At 72.3% G+C, this 24,669-nt stretch carries 19 protein-coding genes; 7 read left to right on the top strand and 12 right to left on the bottom strand.

All coding sequences use genetic code 11. From position 1 onward, the window contains the following. Positions 1–301: 301 nt before the first annotated feature. From NOSIN_RS23490 to NOSIN_RS23470, 5 genes are read right to left on the bottom strand one after another with little or no spacing between them, the layout of a single operon-like run. Positions 302–1,468 carry a VWA domain-containing protein gene (locus tag NOSIN_RS23490; protein ID WP_077692819.1) on the bottom strand — a complete coding sequence of 389 codons (1,167 nt, stop codon included), beginning with the start codon at positions 1,466–1,468 and terminating at the stop codon, positions 302–304. Continuing rightward, complete coding sequence (locus NOSIN_RS23485; RefSeq protein ID WP_077692818.1) at positions 1,465–3,906, bottom strand: DUF5682 family protein; 2,442 nt, start codon at positions 3,904–3,906, stop codon at positions 1,465–1,467. The genes NOSIN_RS23490 and NOSIN_RS23485 overlap by 4 nt, the downstream gene beginning before the upstream one ends. Continuing rightward, positions 3,906–5,021, bottom strand: coding sequence for an ATP-binding protein (locus tag NOSIN_RS23480; protein ID WP_077692817.1), 1,116 nt, complete (start codon positions 5,019–5,021; stop codon positions 3,906–3,908). The genes NOSIN_RS23485 and NOSIN_RS23480 overlap by 1 nt, the downstream gene beginning before the upstream one ends. Continuing rightward, positions 5,022–6,560, bottom strand: a complete 1,539-nt coding sequence (locus NOSIN_RS23475) for a DUF5691 domain-containing protein (protein ID WP_236743428.1) — start codon at positions 6,558–6,560, stop codon at positions 5,022–5,024. It lies immediately after the preceding gene. Next, positions 6,557–7,810, bottom strand: coding sequence for an SWIM zinc finger family protein (locus tag NOSIN_RS23470; RefSeq protein ID WP_077692815.1), 1,254 nt, complete (start codon positions 7,808–7,810; stop codon positions 6,557–6,559). Before NOSIN_RS23470 ends, NOSIN_RS23475 begins: the two co-directional genes overlap by 4 nt. Positions 7,811–8,330: 520 nt before the next feature. On the opposite strand from NOSIN_RS23470, the gene NOSIN_RS23465 reads away from it, so the two are divergent. The 5 genes from NOSIN_RS23465 (at position 8,331) to NOSIN_RS23445 (ending at position 13,352) form a co-directional block, all read left to right on the top strand. Beyond that, positions 8,331–9,674: a cytochrome P450 family protein gene (locus tag NOSIN_RS23465; RefSeq protein ID WP_077692814.1), complete on the top strand. Its 1,344-nt coding sequence runs from the start codon at positions 8,331–8,333 to the stop codon at positions 9,672–9,674. Between the two features lie 488 nt (positions 9,675–10,162). Continuing rightward, entirely contained in the window at positions 10,163–10,702 is a 540-nt protein-coding gene (locus NOSIN_RS23460; RefSeq protein WP_309232701.1) for a histidine kinase, read from the top strand. Between the two features lie 80 nt (positions 10,703–10,782). Beyond that, positions 10,783–11,580 carry a DUF4097 family beta strand repeat-containing protein gene (locus tag NOSIN_RS23455; protein ID WP_077692813.1) on the top strand — a complete coding sequence of 266 codons (798 nt, stop codon included), beginning with the start codon at positions 10,783–10,785 and terminating at the stop codon, positions 11,578–11,580. 21 nt (positions 11,581–11,601) lie between these two features. Continuing rightward, entirely contained in the window at positions 11,602–12,567 is a 966-nt protein-coding gene (locus NOSIN_RS23450) for an ATP-binding cassette domain-containing protein (RefSeq protein ID WP_077692812.1), read from the top strand. Further along, positions 12,564–13,352 carry an ABC transporter permease gene (locus tag NOSIN_RS23445; protein WP_077692811.1) on the top strand — a complete coding sequence of 263 codons (789 nt, stop codon included), beginning with the start codon at positions 12,564–12,566 and terminating at the stop codon, positions 13,350–13,352. The genes NOSIN_RS23450 and NOSIN_RS23445 overlap by 4 nt, the downstream gene beginning before the upstream one ends. 140 nt (positions 13,353–13,492) lie before the next feature. Here NOSIN_RS23445 and NOSIN_RS23440 read toward each other — a convergent pair. The 3 genes from NOSIN_RS23440 to NOSIN_RS23430 all read right to left on the bottom strand — a co-directional run bounded on the left by NOSIN_RS23440 (position 13,493) and on the right by NOSIN_RS23430 (position 17,676). Further along, positions 13,493–14,316 (bottom strand): IS5 family transposase gene (locus NOSIN_RS23440; RefSeq protein ID WP_375539650.1). Its coding sequence is split into 2 segments (ribosomal slippage): positions 13,493–13,999 and positions 14,002–14,316, totalling 822 coding nucleotides; the frame shifts between segments, so codons are not numbered across the junction. A 275-nt stretch (positions 14,317–14,591) separates the two neighbouring features. Further along, entirely contained in the window at positions 14,592–15,563 is a 972-nt protein-coding gene (locus NOSIN_RS23435; protein ID WP_077692810.1) for a TIGR03557 family F420-dependent LLM class oxidoreductase, read from the bottom strand. A gap of 19 nt (positions 15,564–15,582) precedes the next feature. Then, positions 15,583–17,676 (bottom strand): catalase, encoded by a 2,094-nt coding sequence (locus NOSIN_RS23430; RefSeq protein WP_077692809.1) that lies wholly within the window; start codon positions 17,674–17,676, stop codon positions 15,583–15,585. A gap of 231 nt (positions 17,677–17,907) precedes the next feature. On the opposite strand from NOSIN_RS23430, the gene NOSIN_RS23425 reads away from it, so the two are divergent. Beyond that, entirely contained in the window at positions 17,908–18,768 is an 861-nt protein-coding gene (locus NOSIN_RS23425) for an SDR family oxidoreductase (protein WP_077693738.1), read from the top strand. A gap of 151 nt (positions 18,769–18,919) precedes the next feature. On the opposite strand, the gene NOSIN_RS23420 is transcribed toward NOSIN_RS23425, so the two are convergent. Then, positions 18,920–19,333, bottom strand: coding sequence for a ChaB family protein (locus NOSIN_RS23420; RefSeq protein ID WP_077692808.1), 414 nt, complete (start codon positions 19,331–19,333; stop codon positions 18,920–18,922). Between the two features lie 362 nt (positions 19,334–19,695). Between NOSIN_RS23420 and NOSIN_RS23415 the strand changes: the two genes are divergently transcribed. Beyond that, complete coding sequence (locus NOSIN_RS23415; protein ID WP_077692807.1) at positions 19,696–20,625, top strand: dienelactone hydrolase family protein; 930 nt, start codon at positions 19,696–19,698, stop codon at positions 20,623–20,625. A gap of 627 nt (positions 20,626–21,252) precedes the next feature. On the opposite strand, the gene NOSIN_RS23405 is transcribed toward NOSIN_RS23415, so the two are convergent. The 3 genes from NOSIN_RS23405 to NOSIN_RS23395 form a co-directional block, all read right to left on the bottom strand. After that, positions 21,253–22,578: an ABC transporter substrate-binding protein gene (locus NOSIN_RS23405; protein ID WP_077692805.1), complete on the bottom strand. Its 1,326-nt coding sequence runs from the start codon at positions 22,576–22,578 to the stop codon at positions 21,253–21,255. 143 nt (positions 22,579–22,721) lie between these two features. Further along, on the bottom strand, positions 22,722–23,804 hold the full coding sequence (locus tag NOSIN_RS23400; RefSeq protein ID WP_077692804.1) for a branched-chain amino acid ABC transporter permease: 1,083 nt from the start codon (positions 23,802–23,804) through the stop codon (positions 22,722–22,724). A gap of 3 nt (positions 23,805–23,807) precedes the next feature. Next, positions 23,808–24,659, bottom strand: a complete 852-nt coding sequence (locus NOSIN_RS23395; protein ID WP_077692803.1) for a branched-chain amino acid ABC transporter permease — start codon at positions 24,657–24,659, stop codon at positions 23,808–23,810. Between the last annotated feature and the right edge of the window lie 10 nt (positions 24,660–24,669).

Raw genomic sequence — 24,669 nt, 5'->3', positions numbered from 1 at the left:
CCGGTTGGAGGGTGGAATGGAGGGCGGGACGAAGGGGGCGGCCGGCGCCGCTCGGAGCGGACGAGGAGCGGGTCACCGTTCGCGGGCGAGCATAGCCAGTACGTCACCGACGAGTGGCTCCTACCCCCGTGCCGCTCTCCTGACCGTCCCGCCCCGGCCCTTCTGCCTCCCACCCGGGGCTTGTGGGACCGATCCGGGCCTGTGAGAGGCGCACGAGGCGCATGAAACGCACGAGGACCGGTCGCCACCCGTGGGGAAGCCGGAGGGCGGGCGGGGACCGCCACGGCCCCGCCCGCCCGGATCAGGCGTCCTGGTGCTTCTCTACCCAGGACGTGAGGGGTTGCCCCTGGATGGCCGCCGCCATCAGCTCGGGGAACGCGTCGGGGGTACAGGCGAACGCGGGCACCCCCATCTCGGCGAGCGCGGACGCGTTCCGGCGGTCGTAGAACGGCGCGCCCTCGTCCGAGAGGGCCAGCAGTACCACCACCTGGACCCCGGCCGCCTTCATCGCGGCCACCCTCCTGAGCATCTCCTCTCGGACACCGCCCTCGTACAGGTCGCTGATCAGCACGAACACCGAGTCGTTCGGCTTGCTGATCAGCCCCTGGCAGTAGGCGATGGCCTTGTTGATGTGCGTACCGCCGCCCAACTGGGTCCCGAACAGCACCTCGACCGGGTCGGTGAGCTGCTCGGTCAGGTCCACCACGGCGGTGTCGAACACGACCAGGGACGTGCGCAGGGTCTTCATGGAGGCCAGGACCGCGCCGAACACGCTCGCGTAGACCACGGAGGAGGCCATGGAACCGCTCTGGTCGATCGCCAGCACCACGTCCTTCTGCACCCCGCGGCTGCGGCGCCCGTATCCCACCAGGGTCTGCGGCACGATCGTGTTGTGCTCGGGCAGGTAGTGGGCCAGGTTGCGGCGGATGGTCGCGTTCCAGTCGATGTCGGCCGCCCGGCGCGGCCGGTGCGTGCGGGCCGAGCGGTCGATCGCCCCCTGCACCAGGGACCGCGTCTTCTGCGCCACCCGGCGCTCCAGGTCGTCGACCACGCGGCGCACCACCGCGCGGGCGGACTCGCGGGCCTGGTCGGGCATCACCCGGTTGAGGGAGAGGAGGGTGCCGACGAGGTGCACGTCCGGCTCGACGGCCTCCATCATCTCCGGCTCCAGGAGGAGCTGGTGCAGGCCCAGGCGGTCCATGGCGTCCTTCTGCATCACCTGCACCACGGAGGACGGGAAGTACTCCCGGATATCGCCCAGCCAGCGCGCCACCCGGGGCGCCGAACCGCCGAGTCCGGCGCTGCGCTCGCCGCTGGAGGACCCGTTCCCGGAGCCGTCGCCCCGGTTGTACAGCGCCTCCAGCGCCGCGTCCATCCCCTGGTCTGCGGTGCTGAGCCCGGAGGGGCACTGCGCCTCCCGGCCCAGCACCAGCCGCCAGCGGCGCTCCCGTTCGTCCACGGCGTTCATCCGCGGCTCCTTCCGTCGGTGAGGATGGCCAGCGCGGTGGCCAGGGCCGGGGCCGCGCGCTCGGTGTCCACGTCCACGCGGACCTGGACGCCGCCGTCGGCGGCGGGCTCCGACCCGAGCCGCAGGGCGGCCGCGCCGATCTCCTGGCGCTCGGGGCCGTCGAAGGCCCCGAAGGTGCGCCGCAGCAGCGGGAGCACGGCGGTGAACCGCTCCTCGGGCAGGGCGAGCAGCCAGGTGTCGATCAGCCCGAGCAGGTGGTCGTCGTGCACCAGGATCAGCCCGCTGCCCTGGAGGAACCCCTCCAGCCACGCGGCGGCCGAGGAGGGCTCGGCGCCCGGGGACATCGCCAGGCCGAGGCGGCGGCGCAGTTCGCCGGCCTCCAGCAGCCCGGCGTCGGACAGCATCCGGTTGACCCGTCCGGCGATCCGTCCCGGCAGGGTGTCCCGCCCGGCCAGGGTGACCAGGGCCGCGGTCCAGGCCCGCGCGCCCTCGCCGCCGAGGAGGGTGGCGGCGGTGTGCGTGGCGTCGATGAGCTTGACGAACCTCGCCGCCGCGTCGTCGTCCAGGCCGTGCACCGCCGGGACGAGTCCGACGCACACGCGGCGCAGGATCTGCTCGGCGACCGTGCGCAGGTGCGCGCCGTCGGTACCGCGCACGTCCCCGTACCGGGCCGAACGGGCCAGCGGGGGCAGCGCCTCCATCAGGTGGGTGACGTCGCTGTCGGTGGCCGCCCGGTCGGTGAGCAGGGACAGCACCCTGGGCAGGGCCCCGCCCAGGTCCGCGAACAGGCACCGCTCGGTGAGGGAGGTCAGCGCGGGCAGGGACGCGCCCTCGGCGAGGTCGGCCGCCCTGGCCGTGGCCGCCAAGGCCACGGTGGTGCCCCACCGGCTGGCCTCGATCAGCGCCACGTCCATGTCCGGGTCCCAGCGCAGCCGCCACGACTCCCGGAAGGTGCCCTTCTGCCCGCCCTCGGGCGAGCGGGGAACGCCCCACTCGACGCCGAGCAGCCGCAGCCGGTGCAGCAGCACGCTGCGTTCGCGCTGGCCGTCCTTGCGCAGGTCCAGGTCGACGTCGCGGTCGAAGGGTTCGGCCTTGAGCCGCAGGCGCTTGCGGATCGCGATGAGGTCGCGCTGGAGCGGGACCATGGGCGTGGACGGGGGCACCGAGCCCATCCGCTCGCCGAGGGCCATCCTCCGGTGGACGAGGGCGGCCCGCGTGGGCTCGCCCTCGCACAGGACGGCGGTGAGCGCCTCGGACACCTCGTCGAGTCCGGCGAGCGGGCGCCCGCGCAGCACCGCGAGGCTCTCGGCCAGCCGCACACCCTCGATGACGTGCGAGGAGGACACCGACAGCCCCTCGCCGCGGAGCATGCGGGCGGCGTCGGTCAGCCACCGGTGCACCGGCAGGTCGGGCGCGGTGAACAGGTGGTGGTACCAGCCGGGCGCGGCGACACCGGCGCCGTAGCCGCTGGCGGCCGCCAGGCGCCCGTGGGTCCACGGAACCCAGGTGGCGGTGACCTTCACCTTGGGCATGCCCCTGAGCAGCGAGGCGTCGTCCTTGACGGAGTAGTCGGCCAGGTCGCGCAGGGCGGGGGCGTGCCAGGCGCCGCAGACCACGGCGACCCGCTGGTGTCCCTCCTTGAGGGTGGCGCGCAGGGTCTGGCGCATGTACGCCTCCCTGCGCGCGTCCCTTCCCCGCTCGGGACCGGACTCGGCGCGGACGGCGGCCATGGCGTCGGCGATCGCGGGGAAGGGGGAGGGCTCCCCGTCGCGGCGCTGCTCGATGACGTCGTCCCACCAGCGTTCGGCGTCGTCGTAGCCCGCGGCCTCGGCGAGCACTCCGAGGGGGTCCAGCCGGACCCGCTCCGGTTCGCCCACCTCGCCGTTCTCGGTCTCCTTCGCGTCCGGTCCGCCGGACGCGGCGGCCCCATCGACGGAGCCGGCCCCGGCGTCCTCCTGTCCGGCCCCGGTCCGCTCCCCGGTCCCGCGTCGGCCGTCCTCCTGCTCGGCTCGCGCGTTCTCCTCCCCGGCCCGGCTCCGCTCCTCCGCCTCGGCGATCCGCTCGGCGAGGGTGTGCGCGGCGGGGAGGTCGCAAAAGCGCACCGGCACGTCGCCGGCCACCGCGTAGCGCAGCGCCTCCCACTCCGGGGAGAAGCTGGCGAAGGGCCAGAACGCCCAGCCCGCGTCCGTCCGCGCTCCGCTCCCCTCCCCCGCCTCGTCGCTCCTGGGCGTGTCGGCGAGGTAGGCCAGCAGTGCCACCGGCGGCTCCAGTTCGCCCACCAGGGAGGTGAGGGCGTCCGCCTCCGGCGGCCCCTCGATCAGCACGGCGTCGGGCTTGATCTCCTCCAGGGCCGCCCGGACGGCCCGGGCCGAACCCGGGCCGTGGTGCCGCACGCCCAGGACGTGCAGCCCGCTCGTGTCCAGTCGGGGTCGACCCATCAGGCGCCCACCTCGCGGCAGGCGCGGTAGAAGTCGCCCCAGCCGTCGCGCCCGCGCGCGACGGTCTCCAGGTACTCGCGCCACACCACGCCGTCGGACACCCGGTCCTGGACGACGGCGCCCTGGATGCCGGCGGCCACGTCGGCCGGACGCAGCCGCCCGTCGCCGAAGTGCGCGGCCAGCGCGATGCCGCTGGTGATCACCGAGATCGCCTCGGCGGTGCTCAGCGTGCCGCTGGGCGACTTGACCTTGGTGCCGTTGTCCTCGGTCACCCCCGAGCGCAGCTCGCGGAAGACGGTGACCACCCGCTGGATCTCGGTGAGGCTGGTCGGCACCTCGGGCAGCTCCAGGGAGCGGCCGAGCTGCTCCACCCTCTGGGTGACGATGCGGACCTCGTCCTCGGCGCTGTCGGGCACGGGCAGCACCACGGTGTTGAACCGGCGGCGCAGCGCGCTGGAGAGGTCGTTGACGCCCCGGTCGCGGTCGTTGGCGGTGGCGATGATGTTGAACCCGCGCCGGGCCTGCACCTCGATGCCCAGCTCGGCCACGGGCAGGGCCTTCTCCGACAGCACGGTGATGAGCCCGTCCTGTACGTCGGAGGGCATGCGGGTGAGTTCCTCGATGCGGCCGATGGAGCCGCGCGCCATGGCGGTCATGACCGGGCTGGGCACCATGGCCGCCTCGGAGGGGCCCTCGGCGAGCAGCCGCGCGTAGTTCCAGCCGTAGCGGACGGCCTCCTCGGAGGTTCCGGCGGTGCCCTGGACGAGCAGGGTGGAGTCACCGGAGACCGCGGCGGCCAGGTGCTCGGACAGCCAGGTCTTGGCGGTGCCGGGGACGCCGATGAGCAGCAGCGCCCGGTCGGTGGCCAGGGTCGCCACGGCGACCTCGACCACGCGGCGCGCGCCGATGTACTTGGGGGTGATCTCGGTGCCGTCGGGCAGGGTGGTGCCCAGCAGGTACCGGGTGACCGCCCACGGGGAGAGCCTCCAGCCCGGGGGGCGCTGCCGGTCGTCGGTCTTGGCGAGCGCCTCGAGCTCGGCGGCGTAGGTCTGCTCCGCGTGCGGGCGCAGGGCCTGCGCGGCGTCGGTCTGGACGGAGGGGGCGGAGGTGGTCAACTAGAACTCCCTGTGCATGTCGAGCCGGAACCGGAGGGTGTCCCGGAGCCGGAGGTAGGTGTCGGCGGAGGAACCGTCGATCGGTGGCTGTTCGTGCAGGTCGGCGAGGTGTTCGGGGGGCATGTGCTCGGCCGCGGCCCCGCAGACCTCCTGGTAGCCGTGGGGGTCGTGCTTGGGCCGCGCGGTGTGCAGCAGCCCGACCACCCGGGCGCTCAGCTCCCGGGTCCAGGGGCCGCGTGTGGCGCGCAGCAGCTGGGCCCAGCGGACGAGGGAGGCCTCGGCGCCGTCGAGCACACCGCACACGTGCGCGCAGCGCTCCTGGACGGGCAGCAGGTCCAGCAGTTTGTCCAGTTGGAAGGAGCCCCGGTCGCGGGCGGCCCGGAGGCCGAGCGTCCCGAGGACCGCCCTGGCCCACTCCGTGTCCCGCTGGACCGTGACGGCGTTGACGAAGGCGTCGAACAGTCCGTCGGATCTGGCCGCCTCTCCGCCCGCCGCCGCGAGGACTCCGGAGGGGTCGGTGCCGAGCAGTCCGGGCCACACGTCCAGGGGCGCGTGGGTGACCAGTGCCCACACCCGCTCGTGCCGTTGGTGCTTGGTCTCCTCGGGTCCGGTGGGCGCGGCCAGGGCGAGGTCGCGGTGGACGGCGGCGTCGCGCGTGTGGACGGAGTCCACCCGCAGGGAGCCGTCCCCCCGCTGTGACGCGTGCTCGCGGACGTAGCCGCGCAGCCGCTCCGCGTGGGCGCTCCCGGGCATCCGGGTGAGCAGGGACAGCGCGGTTCCGCGCACGTTGGCGCTCCGGTCGTCCAGCGCACCGCCGAGGAGGTCCTCGTCGCCTGGTCCGAGTCCGGTGGCGAGCGCCTCCAGGAGGCCGCGGCGCAGTTCGGCCCTGGCCAGGCCCGGCCAGGCGGCGGTGAGGAGGTCGCGGCCCCGGCCGGGGTCGGCGGCGCGCAGGGCGACGAGGGCGCGGCGCCGCTCGCCGGGGGTGCCGTGTTCCCAGTCCCGCTCGCCGAACCGGTCGGTGGGCAGCGGCTCGGCCAGGACGTAGGACCAGGAGGGCTCGAACCGGGCCATCCACTGGCCGCGCGTACCGATGGCGGCGGAGATCGCGGGGCGCAGCCGGCTGTGGCGCACGCCCTGGCCGAGGAGGGCGGGAAGGCTGGAGTGCGCGGCGCGCCGCCCGCCGGCGGCCACCAGCTCCAGCCACTCCGGGAGGAGGTCCTCCCGCCCCTCGACGATGCGCTCCAGGCAGTCTGTGGCGGCCCGGCCGGCCTCGGGGCGCTCGTCCTCGGTGTCGGGGGTGAGGGGCGTGATCCCCGTGGCGGGGGTGTATCCGGCCACGCGTCGGACGGCGGCCAGCGCCGCCCGGCACAGGAGGGCGTCGGCGCCCTCGTCCGCGGAGGCGCCGGGCAGATCGGGAAGGTCGGGGGTGTCGGGGACGGAGCGCCGGGAGGTGCCGACCAGGGCGGCGGAGACCAGGCGGCCCCAGGAGTCGGCGGGGGCCAGGGGATCGGGGGATGCTGGGGCGCGGGTACCGGTCACAGGGAGACCGCCTTTCCGTTCCGGTCCCATACGGCGATGGGGGTGAGGCCCTCCGCGGGGGACCACTCGGCGGCGACGGTGGCGGGGTGGCCGCCGGTGACCGCGAGGAGCCGCCAGGGTGGGGCGGGGGCCAGGGGCAGTGCGGTGCCGTCGGGGTCGGTGAGGTACCACCGGCCCTCGCGGGCGGGCGCGGCGCGGTCGAGCACGACCGGCCAGGTGTCGCACCAGGGGTCCTCGGCGACGGCCGCGGCGAAGGCGTCGAGCGCCTCGGTGACCGTGCCGCCCTCGGGCGGGGCCGCGGGGGCGGTGTCGCCGTCGCGGACGGGGACGACGCGGTGCCCGTCGGGGTAGAACGCGAACTCGGCGGTCACCTCGGTACCGGCGCGGAAGGGGGTGAGGGGGGTCTGTCCGGAGCGGGCGAAGGTCAGTGACAGGGCGGTGCGCCCGGTCCGGGCGCCGCGCAGCCACAGGCGGCGGGCCCGCATGTCGGCCTCGGGGGCGGTGGTGTCGCGCCAGCCCAGGACCCGCCAGGTGTCGTGGACGCGCTCACCGGTCGCGAGGACGTCCTCGGCCCTGGTGGTGATACCGACGCGGGCGCGTACGACGCCGCGGGTCCGCTCGTCGAGGGCGTCACCGGCTCGGTAGGCACTGGCCAGCAGGTGGAGGAGGCCGAGCCTTTCGAGCAGGCGCTCGGGCCAGCCGTTCCCGCGGGCCGCTCCGGGCAGTTGGGAGACGAGGGCGGACGCGCCGCCCGCCTTGGCGTCGACCAGGCGCTTGGCCATGCGGTCCCAGTGGCCGTAGCCGTACTTGGGGACCTCGGCCAGTCCCGCGTCGACCTGGTCGCGCAGCCAGAGCCGGAGCTCGTCCATCCCGGCCCCGACCGACTCCTCCCTCTCCCTGAGGGTGGCGGCCGCCCTCTCCGGGTCGGCGGGGGCCGCGGAGGCACCGCTCTCCGCGCGCGTCCGGCGGGCGGCCCGGCCGGAGAGCCACTTGGCGACCCATTCCGGCCTGTCCTCGCGAGGCGCCACCTGCTCCTGGGACCACAGGGCGAGCAGGGCCAGGGCGTGCTTGCACGGGATCTTGCGGCTGGGGCAGCTGCACTTGTAGGCGGTGCCTTCGGCTCCGTCCAGGTGGACGGCGGCCAGGTAGGGCTTGGATCCGCTGCCCTTGCACTCACCCCACACGGCGGAGGTGCCGCCCGAGGGGGCGGTGACAGCTCCGCGCTCGGGCCAGGACCCCTCCTTGGCCACCTTGAGGGCGGCCTTCCGGGAGGAGGCGTCCGGAGCCAGAGCCCATACGTCGTCGGTACTCCATCGATCGCTCACACAGAGAACACTACGGACCGGTGGTGACAGAAACGGGGGCTCCGGAGGGCGCTCGGGCGGCCTTTTCCGAACGGCCTTACGAGCCCTTCACGGGCCTCTGGAACTGTCGCACCCCTGTGACAGACTCGGGCCGCGGAGTGGTCCCCGTGGAGCACGGACGCCCTGCGCATACGGCGTTTCGCGTGCCTGAATATCTTTTTGCGTTTTATGGACTGTTTATCCAGGTATCGGAATCCCGGAATCGTGCATTTCCCCAGGCGTGTTGAAAAGGAACTTCCGCACTTCTAGAATGCCACGACCAGGGAACCGTCACCCGACGGGCCACCGACGAACCGTTCCGCACCGCTTTCGGGAACGGCCCCGCTTCCCCGCCTCCCGCCGCACCAGCACGACATCTTCCCGAAGGGAGGGAAGCGGCTCCCGCTCCCCGGGTACCGCGCACCCGATGACGAACGCCCACCCCGTCGAGGTCACCCGGCTCTACGGCACCACCCCCGGCGCCGGCCGCGACGACCTCTGGAACGCGCTGCGCGAGCACCACGGCCCCGTCGCCCCGGTGGAGTTGGAGAGCGGCGTGCGGGCCTGGCTGCTGCTGGGCTACCACGAGAACCTCGCCGTCCTACAGAACCAGCACCTCTTCTCCCGCGACACCCGGCGCTGGAGCGAGGTGGCCGCGGGCCGCGTCGACCCCGCCACCGCCCGGCCCACCCTGTCCTGGCGCCCCAACGCCCTGTACGCCGACGGAGCCGAGCACGCACGGCTGCGCTCGCCCATCGTGGACAGCCTGGCCAGGGTGGACATGAGCGCCACCGCGCGCACGGTCCGCCGGATCGCCGACGAACTGGTCGACGCCTTCGTCGCCGACGGCAGCGCCGACCTCGTCTCCGAGTACGCCGACCCGCTGCCCGTGCTGGTGGTCAACAGCCTGTACGGGCTCCCCGACGGCTACGGGTACATGCTCGGCGACCTCACGGCCATCGTCCTGGGAGAGGACTCCAGACGTGGCGAGGAGGCCGTCGCCCGCATCCACCAGTACTTCTCCGAACTGGTCGTCCGCAAGCGCGAGCGCCCGGGGCCGGACCTCGTGTCGTGGATGCTGGAGCACCCGGCCGGGTTGAGCGACGACGAGGTCGCCCACCAGGCCGCGCTCATCAACAACGCCAGCCACCAGGCCACCACGCACCTCATCGGAAACACGATGCGCACCCTGCTCACCGATGCCAGGATCCGCACGGCGCACACCGACGCCCTCCTGCCGACCCATGAGCTCCTCGACCACGTGATGTGGACCGACGCGCCCTGTCAGATCCTGCCCGCCAGGATCGCCCTCCAGGACACACGCATCGGCAACGCCGAGATCCGGGCGGGCGACGCCCTGCTCATCGGCTTCGCCGCCGCCCACCTCGATCCGGCCGTGCGGTGCGACCGCGACGGCGGCACCGGGGTGTCCAGCGGCCGCCGGGCCCACCTGATGTTCGGCGCCGGACCGCACGCCTGCCCCGCCCGCGAACTGTCCAGGATGATCGCCGTGATCGCCGTCACCGCGCTCCAGGAACGGCTGGCCGGGATGCGGCTGGCCGTGGCGCCCGAGGAACTGCGCTGGGTGCCGTCGCCGTTCACACGCGGACTCCGCGAGCTGCCGGTCACCTTCACACCGGGCGAGCCCGTCGCCCCGCCCCGCCGGGAGTCCGCCGAGCCCGGAGGCGCCCCGGAGGCCGAGGAGGCCGACGCTCCCGAGGACGACCTGCTGGGGCGCCTCCTCCACTGGTGGCACGACCTGCGCGTCTAGGGCGTGCTTCCTTGGAGCTGCGTCGCGCTTCGTTTCCTTGGAGCTGCGCCGCGCTTCGCCCCGTGCCCGGACTCCGCGGGCACGGGAACCCTCGGCCCCCGCGGCGCGCCCGCTCGTAGTATCCGCGGAACCTCCAGAACCCCGTCGACGCCCCGCCGCCCCCGGCGGCACAGGACCGAGTCCACCGGACAGGCCCCGGACCGTGTACGGCGGGTACCCGCCCTGCCGCGCGACGCCCCGGCGGCACTCACCGCACACGCCCCGGGCCGCTTCCCCGGACCACCCGCGCTCGCGGCCCCCGGTCCGCCCCTCGCCGTGGCGGCGACGCTCATGGAGCACGACCGGGCCGAGCCGCGCTTCTCGTCCCGCGGGAGGGGGCCGTGCCCCGACACGCCAAGCGCGACGAACGGCCCCGCGGGCGAGGAGTGACGTCGGATCTGGACGGTGGGCACTTGACATGACGGCATCTATGGCGTCATTATGACGTCATGGATCTGATGCCGTATGTCGACGAACTCCGCCGCCAGCTCCTGGTGGCCGCCGAAGCCGGGGACGAGGACACCCGGGTCATCGCCGAGCGCCTGAGCACCGCACTGGAACCCGCCGCGCGCCTGACCCTGTTGGACGCCCTGTCCGCCGCCGCGGACGAGATCACGAGGGACCTCGCACCCGGATCGGTCGAGGTGCGGCTGCGCGGACGGCAGACTGACTTCATCGTGACGTCACCCGAGTTCGACGACGCCGGAGACGACAGCTTCGCGACGTCACACACGCACCAGGGTGACGCCGGAGAGGGAGTCCTCGCGAGTCAGCTCCGGGCCGAGGCCGAGGACGGGGGCACGTCGCGGATCACCCTCCGCATGCCCGACCGCCTCAAGCCGCTCGTCGAGGAGGCGGCCCGCGGCGAGGGACTGTCGGTCAACGCCTGGCTGGTGCGCGCGGTGGCCTCGTCGCTCGACGGCGGCAGGCGCCGTCCGGACACCCGGGCGCGCCAGATCGGCCGCGGCTACACCGGCTGGGTCCGCTGACCGGACCCGACCGCCCAACCTCCACCACCACGTCTCCCACCAGCGGAGACGACCACCAACGCCACGCCTGGGAGACAGCCATGCCAGTTTTCGACACCCCCGAACCGATCACCGCCGACATCACCCTGGTGGCCGGCGCCGTCCAGGTCAACGCCGGAGACGGTGCCGAGACCACCGTCGAGGTCCACCCGCGCGACCCCGACAAGGACGCCGACGTGCGGGCCGCGGAACAGGTCGAGGTCGCCTACGCGGGCGGCCGCCTCGAAGTGCGGGAGCCCCAGCTCTCGGGTCTGGGCCGGATGATCGGGCGCAAGGGCATGGTCGACATCACCGTCGAGCTGCCCGCGGGCTCGCGCGTCCACGCCACGGGCGGCTTCGGCGGCATCCGCTGTGAGGGGCGCCTGGGCGCGTCCCGGATCGACTTCTCCAACGGCAACATCGCCGTCGACCGCGTCACCGGCAACGCCGAGCTCACCACGGGGCACGGCTGGATCCGGGCGGGGGAGATCGACGGCTCCGCCGTCGTCAAGTCCACCGGCGGGGCCCTCACCCTCGGCACGGTGACCGGGGAGCTGCGGGCGAACTCCGCGCACGGCGACATCACCGCCGACCGGACCCGGGCCTCCGTCACCGCGCGTACCACCCACGGCAGTATCCGGCTCGGCCAGGTGGTCCGCGGCAGCGTCGACGTGGAGACCTCCTACGGCGAACTGGAGATCGGTGTCCGCGAGGGCACCGCCGCCTGGCTGGACGCGGTGTCCAAGAAGGGCGTCGTGCGCAGCTCGCTGGAGGCCGCGGAGGGCCCCGGCCCCGTCGAGGAGACCGTCGAGGTCCGCGCCCGCAGCGTCTACGGCGACGTCGTGGTCCGCCGGTCCTGACCAGAGAGAAACGAGGCAGACATGGCACAGCACACCCCCCGCACGGCCATCACGGCCACCGGGTTGCGCAAGTCCTACGGCGACCACGTGGTGTTGGACGGCGTCGACCTGGAGATCCCCGCGGGAACCGTCTTCTCACTGCTGGGACCCAACGGGGCCGGCAAGACCACCATCGTGAAGATCCTGTCCACACTGATCGGCGCCGACGGCGGCCGGGCCCGGGTCCTGGGGCACGACGTGGCGACGGAGCCCGACGCGGTGCGCGCCGCGATCGGCGTCACCGGGCAGTACTCGGCGGTGGACGGCCTGCTCACCGGGCACGAGAACCTGATGCTCATGGCGAGGCTGCACCGCCTGGACCGGGCCCGCGCCCGGCGGCGCACCGCCGAACTGCTGGAGCGGTTCGACCTGGTCGACGCGGCGGGGAAGCCGGCCTCCACCTACTCCGGGGGAATGCGGCGCCGCCTCGACCTGGCGATGACCCTGGTGGGCGAGCCGCGGCTGATCTTCCTCGACGAACCCACCACCGGCCTGGACCCGCGCAGCCGCCGCGGCATGTGGGAGATCATCCGGGGCCTCGTGGCCGACGGGGTCACCGTCTTCCTCACCACGCAGTACCTGGAGGAGGCCGACCAGCTCGCCGACGGGATCGCGGTCCTGGACCACGGCACGCTGGTGGCCGAGGGCACGGCCGCGGAGCTCAAGCGCCGCATCCCCGGAGGCCACGTCCGCCTGCGCTTCACCCGGGCCGACGAACTGGAGTCGGCGGCCCGAGCCCTGGGCGGCGAGACCGACGACGACGCGCTGGCGCTGAGGGTTCCCGGCGACGGCGGGGTCGCCTCGCTGCGGTCCCTCCTGGACCGCCTCGACACCGCGTCGATCACCCCCGAGGAGCTGTCGGTGCACACCCCGGCCCTCGACGACGTCTTTCTCGCCCTCACGGGCCACCGGGGCACGGACGAAAACGAACGGAAGGCAGGCCGATGAACACCCTCACCCACGCCGTCGGCGACTCGGCCACGATGGTGGGCCGCCAGTTCCGGCACATGGTGCGCTACCCGTCCCTGACGCTGATGCTCGCGGGCCAGGCCATCGTCCTGCTGCTGCTGTTCGTGTACGTCTTCGGCGGTGCCATGGGCACGGGAGCCGGCGCCGCCACCAGTCGCGCCGACTACCTGGAGTACATCACTCCCGGGATCATGATGATCGCGGTGGCCAGCGCGGCCCTGGGAACGGCCATCTCGGTGGCCACGGACATGACCGAGGGCATCGTCGCCCGGTTCCGGACCATGGCCATCGCCCGCGTCTCGGTCCTGACCGGGCACGTCGTCGGAAGCCTCTTCCAGGCACTGCTGTGCGTGGCCCTGGTCACCGGGGTGGCCCTGCTCCTCGGGTTCCGGCCCACCGCCGGTCCGGGAGGGTGGCTCGCGGCCCTCGGCCTGGTGCTGATGGTCTCCTTCGCCCTGGTCTGGCTGTCGGTGGCGCTGGGCCTGGTCTCCAAGACCGTCGAGTCCGCCAGCAACCTGCCCATGCCCCTGGTCTTCCTGCCCTTCCTCAGCAGCGGCTTCGTGCCCACCGAGACGCTGCCGACCGGTCTGCGGTGGTTCGCCGAGTACCAGCCGTTCACGCCCGTCATCGAGACCCTGCGCGGACTGCTGATGGGCACCGGGACCGGTGGCAGCGGGGTCGCCGCGGTCGCCTGGTGCGCGGGTGTCACCCTGGTCTCCTACCTGTGGGCCAGGAAGCTGTACAACCGCGACCCGGCGGCCTAGCGGACCGACCGGTGGCGTCGCCGGCGCGACCGGGGCCGCTCCACCCCCGGATGGTCCTGTACCCACGAGCGCCGAAGCGCGCTGTGGGTACGGGACCACGGCTCGGGGGGACGAGCCGGTGCACCTTCGCGGTCACCGCGCTAGGCACTGTTTTGTGAACGGGTCAGGTCACGGAGCCAGATTCGGATCGAGGCGACCTGCACGGTCCCGTCGAAGATCGCGGCCCGCTTGTCGTAGCGGGTCGCGACCGCCCGGTTCTGCTTGAGCAGGTTGATCGCCCGCTCCACCGTGTTGCGGTCGCGGTAGGCCACCTGGTCGAAAGCCGGGGGCCTACCGCCTGCCGACCCCTTGCACCGGCGGTGCTCACGCTGGTCGCGGGGCTGGGCGATGGTCGCTTTGATCCCGCGGCGCCTCAGGTGGTCCCGGTTGGCGCGGCTGGAGTAGGCCTTGTCGCCCAGGACCCGGTCGGGGCGAGTACGCGGCCGACCGACGCTGCGAGGCAGCCTCAGCGATCGCATCAGGGGCTCGAACATGGGACTGTCCCCGCGCTGGCCCGGGGTTGTGGCCAGCACCAGGGGCCGCCGACGGGAGTCGGCGAGTAGGTGGATCTTGGTGGTCAGCCCGCCTCGGGAGCGCCCCAGTGCTTCGCGTCCGTCCGGTTCGTCCCGCGCCGTGTCCCCTTTTTCGCTGCCCCGGCCGCGTGCTGATGGGCTCGAACCGTGGTCGAGTCCACGCTCGCGATGAGCTCTTCGCCGCTGGCCGCGTCGATCCTGAGCCGGTCGGCGATCCTCTGCCAGGTGCCGTCCATGCACCAGCGACGGTGCCGCCCGGCGGCGGTCTCCCAGGGCCCGTAGCGCTCGGGCAGGTCCCGCCAGGGGATCCCGGTGCGGGTGCGGAACAGGATCGCGTTGATGACCTTGCGGTGATCGGCCCATTTCTTGCCCTTGGGCGCATCGTCGGGCATGAGCGGGGCGAGCAGGGCCCACTCGGCATCGGTGAGTTCATGACGGCCAGGCACGTTCACCAAGCCTGCCAGGGCAGACCCTGCTCCGCTCCCACTTCCAAAAAACAGTGCCTAGGGCGTGTGTGGTGGATGCCGCCCGTCGCAAGCGGCGTATCCAGTGGTGGCCTCGCAAGGCCGAAGAAGGAGGCATCCTGGTTTGGCTGTTGACTGATGAGAACGCAGTGAGGGTGCCGCTGGGGCGTCGCGCAGCAGGGTGAGTATTCGCCATACATGCCCTAGATCGGGGACACCCCCATGTTCCGGATCGGTTCGTACAGCTCCCTCTCGAAGAAGTCGAAGAACCCCGCCGGATCGGGGCCCGCGTTGATCAGGCACAGGTGGTCGAACCCGGCGGAGGCGAACTCGCGCACCACCTCCAGGTGCCGGTCCGGGTCCGGCCCGTACCCGAACACGTCGCGCATCGCGTCCCTGTTGACCAGGGCGCTGGCCGCCTCGAAGTTGACCGGGTTGGGCAGCTCGGACTGCACCTTCCACCCGGTCAGGGCGAAGCGGAACATGTCGCGCGCCGAGTCCAGCGCGTCGCCCTCGTTGGTCGCCCAGGCCAGGGGCACCTCCGCGTAGCGGGGGCCGGTGCCCCCGGTGTCCCCGTAGATGCGGGAGAGCGTCTTGCTGGGCTCGGTGCAGAACATGCCGTCGCCCATCTCGGCGGCGAGCAGGACGGCCTCCTCCCCGCCGGCGGCCACGATGATCGGCGGCGACTCGTCGGGCAGGTCGAACACCTGGGCGTCCTCCAGCGTCAGGTACCTGCCGTCGTAGGAGTGGTAGCCGCCGGACCACAGCAGGCGGATGATCTGGATCGCCTCCCGCAGCATCTCGTGGCGCCTGGTCGCGTTGGGCCACCCCTCGCCGACCACGTGCTCGTTGAGGCGCTCACCCGCGCCCAGCCCCAGGGTGAACCGGCCCTCGGACAGGATGGCGGTGGTGGCCGCGGCCTGCGCGACGATCGCCGGGTGCACGCGCAGGATCGGACAGGTGACACCGGTGGCCAGCCCGACCCGGTCGGTGCGCTCGGCGATGGCGGCGAGCATCGACCACGCGAAGCCGGAGTGGCCGTGGCTGAACAGCCACGGGTGGAAGTGGTCGCTGATCTCCACGAAGTCGAATCCCGCCTGTTCGGCGCGGATGGCCTGGTCCACGATCTCCCGGGGACCGAACCCCTCGGCGAACAGCTTGAAGCCGACCTTCATGACGTCCCTCTCCCCTTGATCACGCTGGCACCGACGCGGTGGGCCGGTCCCAGTAGCGGTGTGCTCCGAGCAACCGGGTGAACTCGGCGACGCTCTCCTCCCCGGCCTCCGGTGAGACGACCACGCCCAGCTCCGTCCGGGCGGTGCCGGCCGCCGCCGAGGTGACCTCGTCCGGCAGCGGGGGTGCGAGCAGGTCGGTTCCCGCGCCGACCGCCGCCACCGGCTTGTGGTGCTTGTACGCCTCCAGGACGAAGTGCCGTGCGCCCCCGTCCCCGGCCAGCGTCCGGGCCGACTCCGGTCCCCCCGGGACCACGACCGCGTCGTAGAGCACCGAGGAGACGGTGGTGTAGGCCCGGTCCACGGTGACCACTCCCCCTTCGGAGGTACGGACCGCGCCGTCGGTGGCCGCCAGGAGTTCGACCACGGCTCCGGCCCCGACCAGGGGCTCACGGAACGCGTCCACGGCGGCCTCGTCCACCCCGTCGGCGACCAGGACGGCCACCTTGCGGCCGACCACGGGACCGAACGTGGTGCTGAGCTGGCTGACGGCGGGCGAGGAGCGCCCGTGGTTGGGCCCGGCCTCCTCCTCCGGGGGTTCGACGCCGATCCCCTCCGCCACCCGCACGGACAGTCCGTGGTCCACGTGGTTGAGGTTGGCGACCACCCGCTGGCGCACCTCCAGCTCCTCGCAGTGGCCCAGTTCGAAGCGGAACGCCTCCACCAGGTGCTCGCGCTCCCAGTCGGCGAGGCTGTTGTAGAAGAGCGTTGCCTGTGAGTAGTGGTCGGCGAAGCTCTCGCTGCGCACCCGGACCTTGTCGCCCTCCACCTTCTCGGTGTAGTGGTGGTAGACGCCGCTCCCCCCGCCCAGGGCCGGGCAGCCGCCGCCCAGGCTGTTGCCGAAGTAGGAGGTCCTCCCCCGGTGCACGCGGTGCTGGGCGAAGCCGTCCCGCTGGTTGTTGCTCACCGGGGCGACCGGGCGGTTGACCGGGATCTGCTGGAAGTTGGAGCCGCCCAGGCGCAGCAGCTGGGTGTCCAGGTAGGAGAAGTTGCGGGCCTGGAGCAGGGGGTCGTTGGTGAAGTCGATGCCCGGCACCACGTTGGCGGTGTGGAAGGCGACCTGCTCGGTCTCGGCGAAGAAGTTGTCCGGGTTCCGGTTCAGGGTCAGCTTGCCGATCGGGCGAACCGGAACCTCCTCCTCCGGAATGATCTTGGTGGCGTCCAGCAGGTCGAAGTCGAACTTGTGCTCGTCCTCCTCCGCCACGAGCTGCACGCCCAGCTCCCACTCCGGGAACTGGCCGCGCTCGATGGAGTCCCACAGGTCGCGCCGGTTGTAGTCGGGGTCGTTGCCCTGGATGCGCTGTGCCTCGTCCCAGACCAGGGAGTGCGTGCCCAGCATCGGCTTCCAGTGGAACTTGACGAAGGTGCCGCGCCCCTCGGCGTTGACGAAGCGGAAGGTGTGGACGCCGAAGCCCTGCATCATCCGGTAGCTGCGCGGGATCGCCCGGTCCGACATCAGCCACATCATCATGTGCATGGTCTCGGGCTGTAGTCCCACGAAGTCCCACAGGGTGTCGTGCGCGGACTGCGCCTGCGGGATCTCGTTGTGGGGTTCGGGCTTGACCGAGTGCACGAAGTCGGGGAACTTGACGCCGTCCTGGATGAAGAAGACGGGTATGTTGTTGCCGACCAGGTCGTAGTTGCCCTCCTCGGTGTAGAACTTCGTCGCGAACCCGCGCACGTCGCGCACCGTGTCGGCGGAGCCGCGCGACCCGGCGACCGTGGAGAAGCGCACGAAGACCGGCGTGACGACGTCGGGGCCGCTCAGGAAGTGCGCCGCGGTCACGTCGGAGAGCCCCTCGTAGGGGCGGAAGTGCCCGTAGGCGCCCGCGCCGCGCGCGTGCACCACCCGCTCGGGGATGCGCTCGTGGTCGAAGTGGGTGATCTTCTCCCGGGCGTGGAAGTCCTCCAGCAGTGTGGGCCCCCGCGCGCCCGCGCGCAGCGAGTTGTCCGTGTCGCCCACCTTGACCCCGGTGTCGGTGGTCAGGGGCCGGTCGGAGTCGACCCGGTCCCCGTCGAGCTGTCGGTCCTTGGCGTCGCGCTCATCCGCGGCCATGGCGAATCCTCCGTGGTTCGGCGTGCTCCGTGGTCGGGGGTCCCTGCCTCCCGTCCCTCTGACCGACGCGGTTCGCGGACAAACGTGGTTGACCCCGTTTTGGAGCGGCGTTCACCGCCTCCCGGGCCGGGCAAAGGAAGGTTCCGTGATCGCGCCGGGCCTGAGTCGGAGGAGGCGAAGCGGGTAGGGGCGAACGCGCGAAGGACCCAGATGACACGGGGGGAGACGACCATGCCCGAGAAACCGCTTCCGGCACAGAGCCAGCCGTACCCGGGACGGACCGAGCCGATGGACCCGAGGCCCAGGGACGAGATGCGCGACTACGAGGGTCGCGGCCTGCTCGAGGGGAAGCGGGCGCTGATCACGGGAGGCGACTCCGGGATCGGCCGCGCCGTCTCCGTGGCCTTCGCCAAGGAGGGGGCCGACGTGGTCTTCGGCTACCTCGACGAGGAGGAGGAAGAGGACGCCCGGCACACGGAGGAGCTGGTCCGGGAGCAGGGGCGCAAGGCCGTGAGCGTGCGCGGTGACGTGGCCGACGAGTCGTTCTGCTCCCACCTGGTCCGGCGCGCGGTCGAGGAGCTGGGCGGGATCGACGTCCTGGTCACGCACGCCGGGACCCAGAAGCCGGTCGACGACTTCACCGGGCTGAGCACCGAGCAGCTGCGCCGCACGTTCGACGTCAACGTGATGGGGGTGTTCTGGACCGTCCGCGAGGCCCTGGAGCACATCCCCGAGGGCGGATCGATCGTCATCACCGGATCGGTCAACGGCCTGCGCGGCAACAAGTCGCTGATCGACTACGCGGCGAGCAAGGCCGCGGTGATGAACCTGTCGTCCTCACTGGCACAGACGCTCATGGGCCGGGGCATCCGGGTCAACTGTGTGGCGCCCGGACCGGTGTGGACCCCGCTCATCCCCGCCACTCTCGGGGAGAGGGGCACCGAGGGCTTCGGCGGGCAGGCGCCGATGGGCCGGGCCGCCGACCCGGACGAGATCGCGCCCTCGTACGTGTTCTTCGCCAGCGGCCGGACGTCGTCGTACTACAGCGGCGAGACCCTGGCCCCGATCGGCGGGGAGATCCAGTCGAGCTGAGCCCGCGCGGAGCCGGATCCGGGTGGGGGCGGGACCCGCGGGACCCGCCCCCACCGCTTCGCCCGGCGGGGACCGCACGCGGCAAGGGCCGGCCCCCTCCACCCGCGTGGAGGGGGCCGGGTCAGAGCGATGGGCCGGAACCGGCGGCGGGTCAGGACGAACGGGCCTTGGCGGTGCGCCGGGCGTTCTCCTTCTCCAGCGCCTTCACGAGCTGTTCCTTGTTCATCGAAGAGCGTCCCTCGACACCGAGCTTCCTCGCCTGCTCGTAGAGGTGCTCCTTGCTGGCGTTGGCGTCCACTCCCCCAGCGGTCTTCTTGTCCTTGCCCCGGCCGGGGCCCGCCTTGGGGTTGGACGCCTGCTCGTCCGAGGGGCCCGAGCGCTGCTTGGGCACCCAGCGGTCGCCCTGCTTCTCGAACTCGTGCTTGACGGCCGCGAAGGCGACGCGGTGCGCGCGCTCGCCCTCGCCGTACTCCTCCACGGCGGAGTCGTGCGCCTTGATCCAGGTGCGCTGGGCCTTCTTCGGAGACCGTTGGAGAGTCGACGGAAGTTCGCTGGCACCAGGCATGGTTCTCACTCCCTCGTCGTACGCCTACACGACCCGCCTGCCCCTGAACACGCCACCGAAAACACCGAATCACTCACAATTCGGCCCATACCATCCCCGTGAACTGCGCTCCGTCACTACTGGTGATTCAACGGATGCACGTTTACCGAAGCGACACCATAGTGAAATCACGAACGAAGGGAGGTTGGTTTTCGGCACCCGGTTCCTTTCCCTCTCCCCCCATGAGAGGGCGGGTCGCCTGATGGCGGTCGGCGTACCGAAACCCCTGTAGTACGGGTAGGCCGACTGTTACCCCCCACGGGAAACCCCCTGGTCCGCGACGCGAGACGCGGATTCCCGCTGCACGAGAAAAGGAAAAAGGCGTGCGAAATTATCCCCTTGCCCCCGAAACCGACGGCGCCCGCCGCAGTCCCCGCTCCCGGGTGTCCCGCATCGCCGCCCGGGCGGCACTGACCCTGACGCTCGTGGCGGGCGTCACCGGCGGTGTCGTCGCCCCGGCCCAGGCCGCCAGCCCCTACGAGCGCGGACCCGCGCCGACGGAGTCGAGCGTCACCGCGACCCGGGGGTACTTCGACACCGACACCGAGAGCGTCTCCTCGTGGGTGAGCGGCTTCGGCGGCGGCACGATCTTCTACCCCAGCGACTCCAGCCAGACGTTCGGCGGCGTGGTCATCGCACCCGGCTACACCGCCAGTTCGTCCACGATGGAGTGGATGGGGCACCGGATCGCCTCGCAGGGCTTCGTGGTGTTCACCATCGACACCAACACCCGCTACGACCAGCCCGACAGCCGGGGCCGCCAGCTCGAGGCCGCCCTGGACTACCTGGCCGACGACAGTGACGTGTCCGACCTGGTGGACGGCGACCGCATGGCCGTGATGGGCCACTCGATGGGCGGTGGAGGTACGCTCGCGGCCGCCGAGGACCGGCCGGAGCTGCGCGCGGCGATCCCGCTGACCCCCTGGCACACCCAGAAGAACTGGGACGACGTCCAGGTCCCCACGATGATCATCGGCGCCGAGAACGACAGCGTCGCCTCGGTGCGCTCGCACTCCATCCCGTTCTACGAGAGCCTGGACGACAACCTCGAGAGCGCCTACGTGGAGCTGGAGGGCGCGAGCCACTTCGCGCCCAACATGTCCAACACGGCCATCGCCAAGTACAGCATCTCCTGGCTGAAGCGCTTCGTCGACGAGGACGAGCGCTACGAGCAGTTCCTGTGCCCGCCCCCCAGCACCGGACTCTTCTCGGACTTCTCCGACTACCGGGACACCTGCCCGCACCTGACCTGATCCGGCGCCCCGGTCCGCGCGGAGACGGCGCGGACCGGGGCCCGAGACACCGCGGCGGCCCGGAGGGACCATCCTCCGGGCCGCCGCCCTGTGCGCCGGAAGCCCCGTGTATCGGAAGCCGCGGACCCCGGGACGTCGGCGGTGCCGGAAGCCGCGCGTGCCGGAAGCCCCGTGTACAGGAAGCCGCGTGTGCCGGGAACCTCTGTGCGCCGGAAGCCCCGTGTATCGGAAGCCGCGGACCCCGGGACGTCGGCGGTGCCGGGAGGCCGTCGGCCCGGGAGCGGAGCCTCCCGGAGGCGCCGGGGTTCCGCGGAGGGGACCGGGGGACCGGGGACCGGCCACGCACGCCGGCCTTCCGCGCCCGGCCGGCCGCCGTGTGAGGGCTCACCCCGACCGCCCGCGCAGCACCCGGGACGCCGCCGTCCTCCCGGTCGGCGCCTTGGAGAACCTCGCCTCCGACCCCTCAAAACCCACGGTCCCCGCGACTCCCTGGATTCCAGGGTGTCGCGGGGACCGCCAGAACCCGCGAAGCCCGCGGGGCCGAGGCCGACAGGTACCGGAGCGGCCGTGGGGGTCAGGGCGGGCCGTCCGGCACCGGCGCCTCCCGGAGGAGGCGCCGGTCGGGGGTCAGTCGTGGAAGACCAGCTCGTCGGGGCCGAGGGGCTGGAAGTCGGTCTCCTCGATGGGACCGCCCTCACGGTCGGTCACACGCGTGTCCTGGACCATCTCGACGGTGCCGCCCTTCTGGTACTGGACGACGTACACACCCTGGTGGCCGCCGTGGTCGCCTTCGCTGGAGGCGAAGGGGACGGGGCTGGGGCCCTGCCACTCCTGGGACTCCAGTGCGTCGATCAGCGACTGGCGGGTGAGGTCCTCGCCCGCCGACTTGAGCGCCTGGGCGAACATGACGGCCTGGGTCATGCCGTAGACGTGCGTGTTGGTGACCGTGCCGCCCTCGCCGTACTCCTCGTACACGTCGAGGAAGAACTGGGCCCACTCGTCGTCCGGGTCCTCCACACGCGGCATGTAGCTCGTGATGAGCATGCCGTCGAGGAAGGTGTCGGCGGGGACGCCCTCGGCGTCGGTGTCCTGCGTGAACTGGGACAGCAGCCCCTGGAGCGTCGCGGTGTCACCGCCGATGCTGGAGACCACCCACTGCGGCTCGTAACCGATACGTGCCGCCTCCAGCATGCTGAGCGCGACGAACGCCGGGATGCAGGAGCACACGACCACCTCGGCCTCGGAGCGCTCCAGCTCGGCGATCTGGGCGCTGAGGTCGGTCACCTCGGACTCGTAGTGCTCCCTGGCCACGACCTCGTCGTCGAGGTACTGGTCGAGCCCGGCCTGGGAGTCCTCGCCGATGTCGTCGTTCTGGTACAGGTACCCGACGCTTTGGCCGGCGAAGTTCTCGGCGATGTACTGGCCCTGGACCTTCGCCTCCTTCGTGTAGTCGGTCTGCCATCCGTAGGTGAGGGGGTGCTCCTCGGGGTTGTTCCACGCCAGCGCGCCCGAGGACGGGAAGACGTCGGGCACGCCCTGCTCGTTGAGGTAGTCGACGACACCGCTGTGGGTGGGCGTGCCGAGGCCGCCCACCATCGCGAAGATCTCGTCCTCCAGGACGAGCTTGCGGGTCACGTCGATCGTCTGCGCGGGGTCGTAGGCGTCGTCCTCCACCCGGTAGTCGATCTCGCGCCCGTTCACACCGCCCTGGTCGTTGATGTACTCGTACACGGCGCGGGCGCCCTGGGAGATCGAGAGGTACCCCGGGGCGGCCGGCCCCGTCAGGGGCTGGTGGGAGCCGATGACGACGGAGTCATCGGTGACGCCGGTGGAGACGTTCAGGTCGACCTCGGCGTCCTCGGTGACCTCTCCCGCGCCGCTGCACGCGGTCGCGAGCATCGTCAGGGCCAGGGCCGCCGCCAGGGCGGTTCTGGTGCCGCTGCGGTTTCGCATGGTGTTCTCCTTCGTTGGGGGGTCGGACGTGTCGTTCGGGCGCGGCGGGGTTCTGGAGGTGCCGGAGGTGGGACTGCGAGGAACGAGCCGTCACACCGCAGGCGCCGGGGGTCCCCGCCTTCGGGGCGCCCGAAAGGGCACTGCTAGCGGGGCTGGTCGGGTCTGACGCGTGAGGCCAGACGTTGGAGTGCGCCGTGGATTCCCAGGGGCCAAAAGCGCAGGACGAGGATGAGGAGCACGCCGAAGAACACGACCGGGAGGTTGTTCTCCGCGTCGCGGCTCAGGCTCAGGGCACCGGCCAGGTCCGAGATCCAGACCTCCAGGTAGACGATGGCGACCGAGGCCCACAGCGCGCCCCAGAGGCTGCCGATGCCGCCCAGGACGAGGGCCGCGAGCAGGGTCAGGGACAGCGCGAGGGTGAAGGTGCTGGGAGTGGCGGTGCCGAGCACGTAGGCCTGGAGGCCGCCGGCGAGGCCGCCCGCGGCCGAGGCGATGACGAACGCGACCACCTTGGTCTTGCCGACGGGGATCCCGGCCATGGAGGCGGCGGTCTCGTCGTCGCGGATGGCGCGCATGCGGCGGCCCAGGCGCCCGGTGGAGACGATGGCCAGTACCGCGAGGCCGATGACCACCACGGTCCACACGGCCAGGGCCTTCCACTCGCTGTCCGAGACCAGGCCCTGGAGGAGGGGCGGCGCGCCCGCGGTGCGGATGTTGAGGCCGTTGCTGCCGCCGAGGAGGTCGTGGTAGCGGTGGGTCAGCCCGGGCAGGCCGACGGCGAGGATGAGGGTGGCGCCCGCGAGGTAGGGGCCGTGCAGGCGTGCGGTGGCGGCACCGACCGCGATCCCGGCGACCACGGCCACCGCGACGATGATCAGCATGTTCACGGCCAGGGGCAGCATGGGCTGGTACAGGACGAGCAGCGCCATCGTGTAGGCGCCGATCATCATGAACGCGCCGTGCCCCAGGGAGACCTGGCCGCTGCCTCCGACGAGCAGTTGCAGTCCGGCGACGGCCAGCATGGTGTAGCCGATGGCGGCCACGCGCAGCGCGACGAGGTCACCGGTGACGAACAGCAGGCCGGTGACGGCGGCGAGCCCGAGCGCGGCCAGCAGCAGGTGGCGCAGTGGTGAGGGCAGGGACCGCCAGCGGCCCTCGGAGGGGGCGGCGGGCGGGTTCGCGGGGGCGGCGGCGCGTTCCGCGCGCTGCCGGGTGGGTGAGGACATCGGCTACACCTTTCGCGCGGTCGGGCGGGACAGGATTCCGTCGGGGCGCACGCTCAGGACCACGACGACGATGGCGAGGGCGGTGAGGGTGGCCAGCTCGGGCCCGGCGTAGCCGGACACGTAGGACATGCCGAGGCCGATGAGCATCCCGCCGAGGACGGCGCCGAAGGGGTTGTCCAGGCCGCCGATGACGGCGGCGGTGATGCCGTAGACGAACACGACGTCGAAGACGTTCGGGGAGATGAACGGGGGTCCGGCGAGCATGCCCGCCAGCGCGCCGATGCCGGAGGCGATCGCCCACCCCGCGGTGAGCATCAGGCCGACCTTCACACCGCTCAGGCGGGCGGCCTCGGGGTGGAAGGCGGCGGCGCGCATGCGCAGGCCCAGCGGGGTGAACCGGTACAGGGCGAACAGCAGCAGGGCGACGGCCCCGACGGACACCAGGGCGAACATGTTGGCGGGCGAGAAGCGGCCCACGTAGCTGAACGCGTACCCGAACCCGTGCTGCTCGTTGCCCCAGATGACGCCGACGAGTCCCTGGATGACCAGGAGGAGGCCGAGGGTGACGATGATGGCGTTGAGCTGGGAGGTGCGGGCGATGGGCCGGACGATGAACCGCTCGACGAGGGCACCGGAGACCAGGCCCGCGGTGAGGGCGGCGGCGAAGCCGATCCAGTACGAGCCGGTGAGCTGGGTGACGGTGTAGGCGGTGTAGACCGCGATCAGGGCGAGCGCGGGCTGGGCGAAGTTCACCAGGCGGGTGGCCTGGTAGATGATGACCAGGGACAGCGCCAGCGCCGCGTAGGTCGCCCCGGACGCCAACCCGTTCAGGGTCAGGTTGATGAAGTGGTCCATGGAAGATCCC

This window comes from Nocardiopsis sinuspersici, assembly GCF_001998325.1.
Taxonomy (GTDB): domain Bacteria; phylum Actinomycetota; class Actinomycetes; order Streptosporangiales; family Streptosporangiaceae; genus Nocardiopsis; species Nocardiopsis sinuspersici.
Note: the sequence above shows the minus strand (reverse complement) of the source record. Positions and strands in the feature narration are given on the sequence as shown.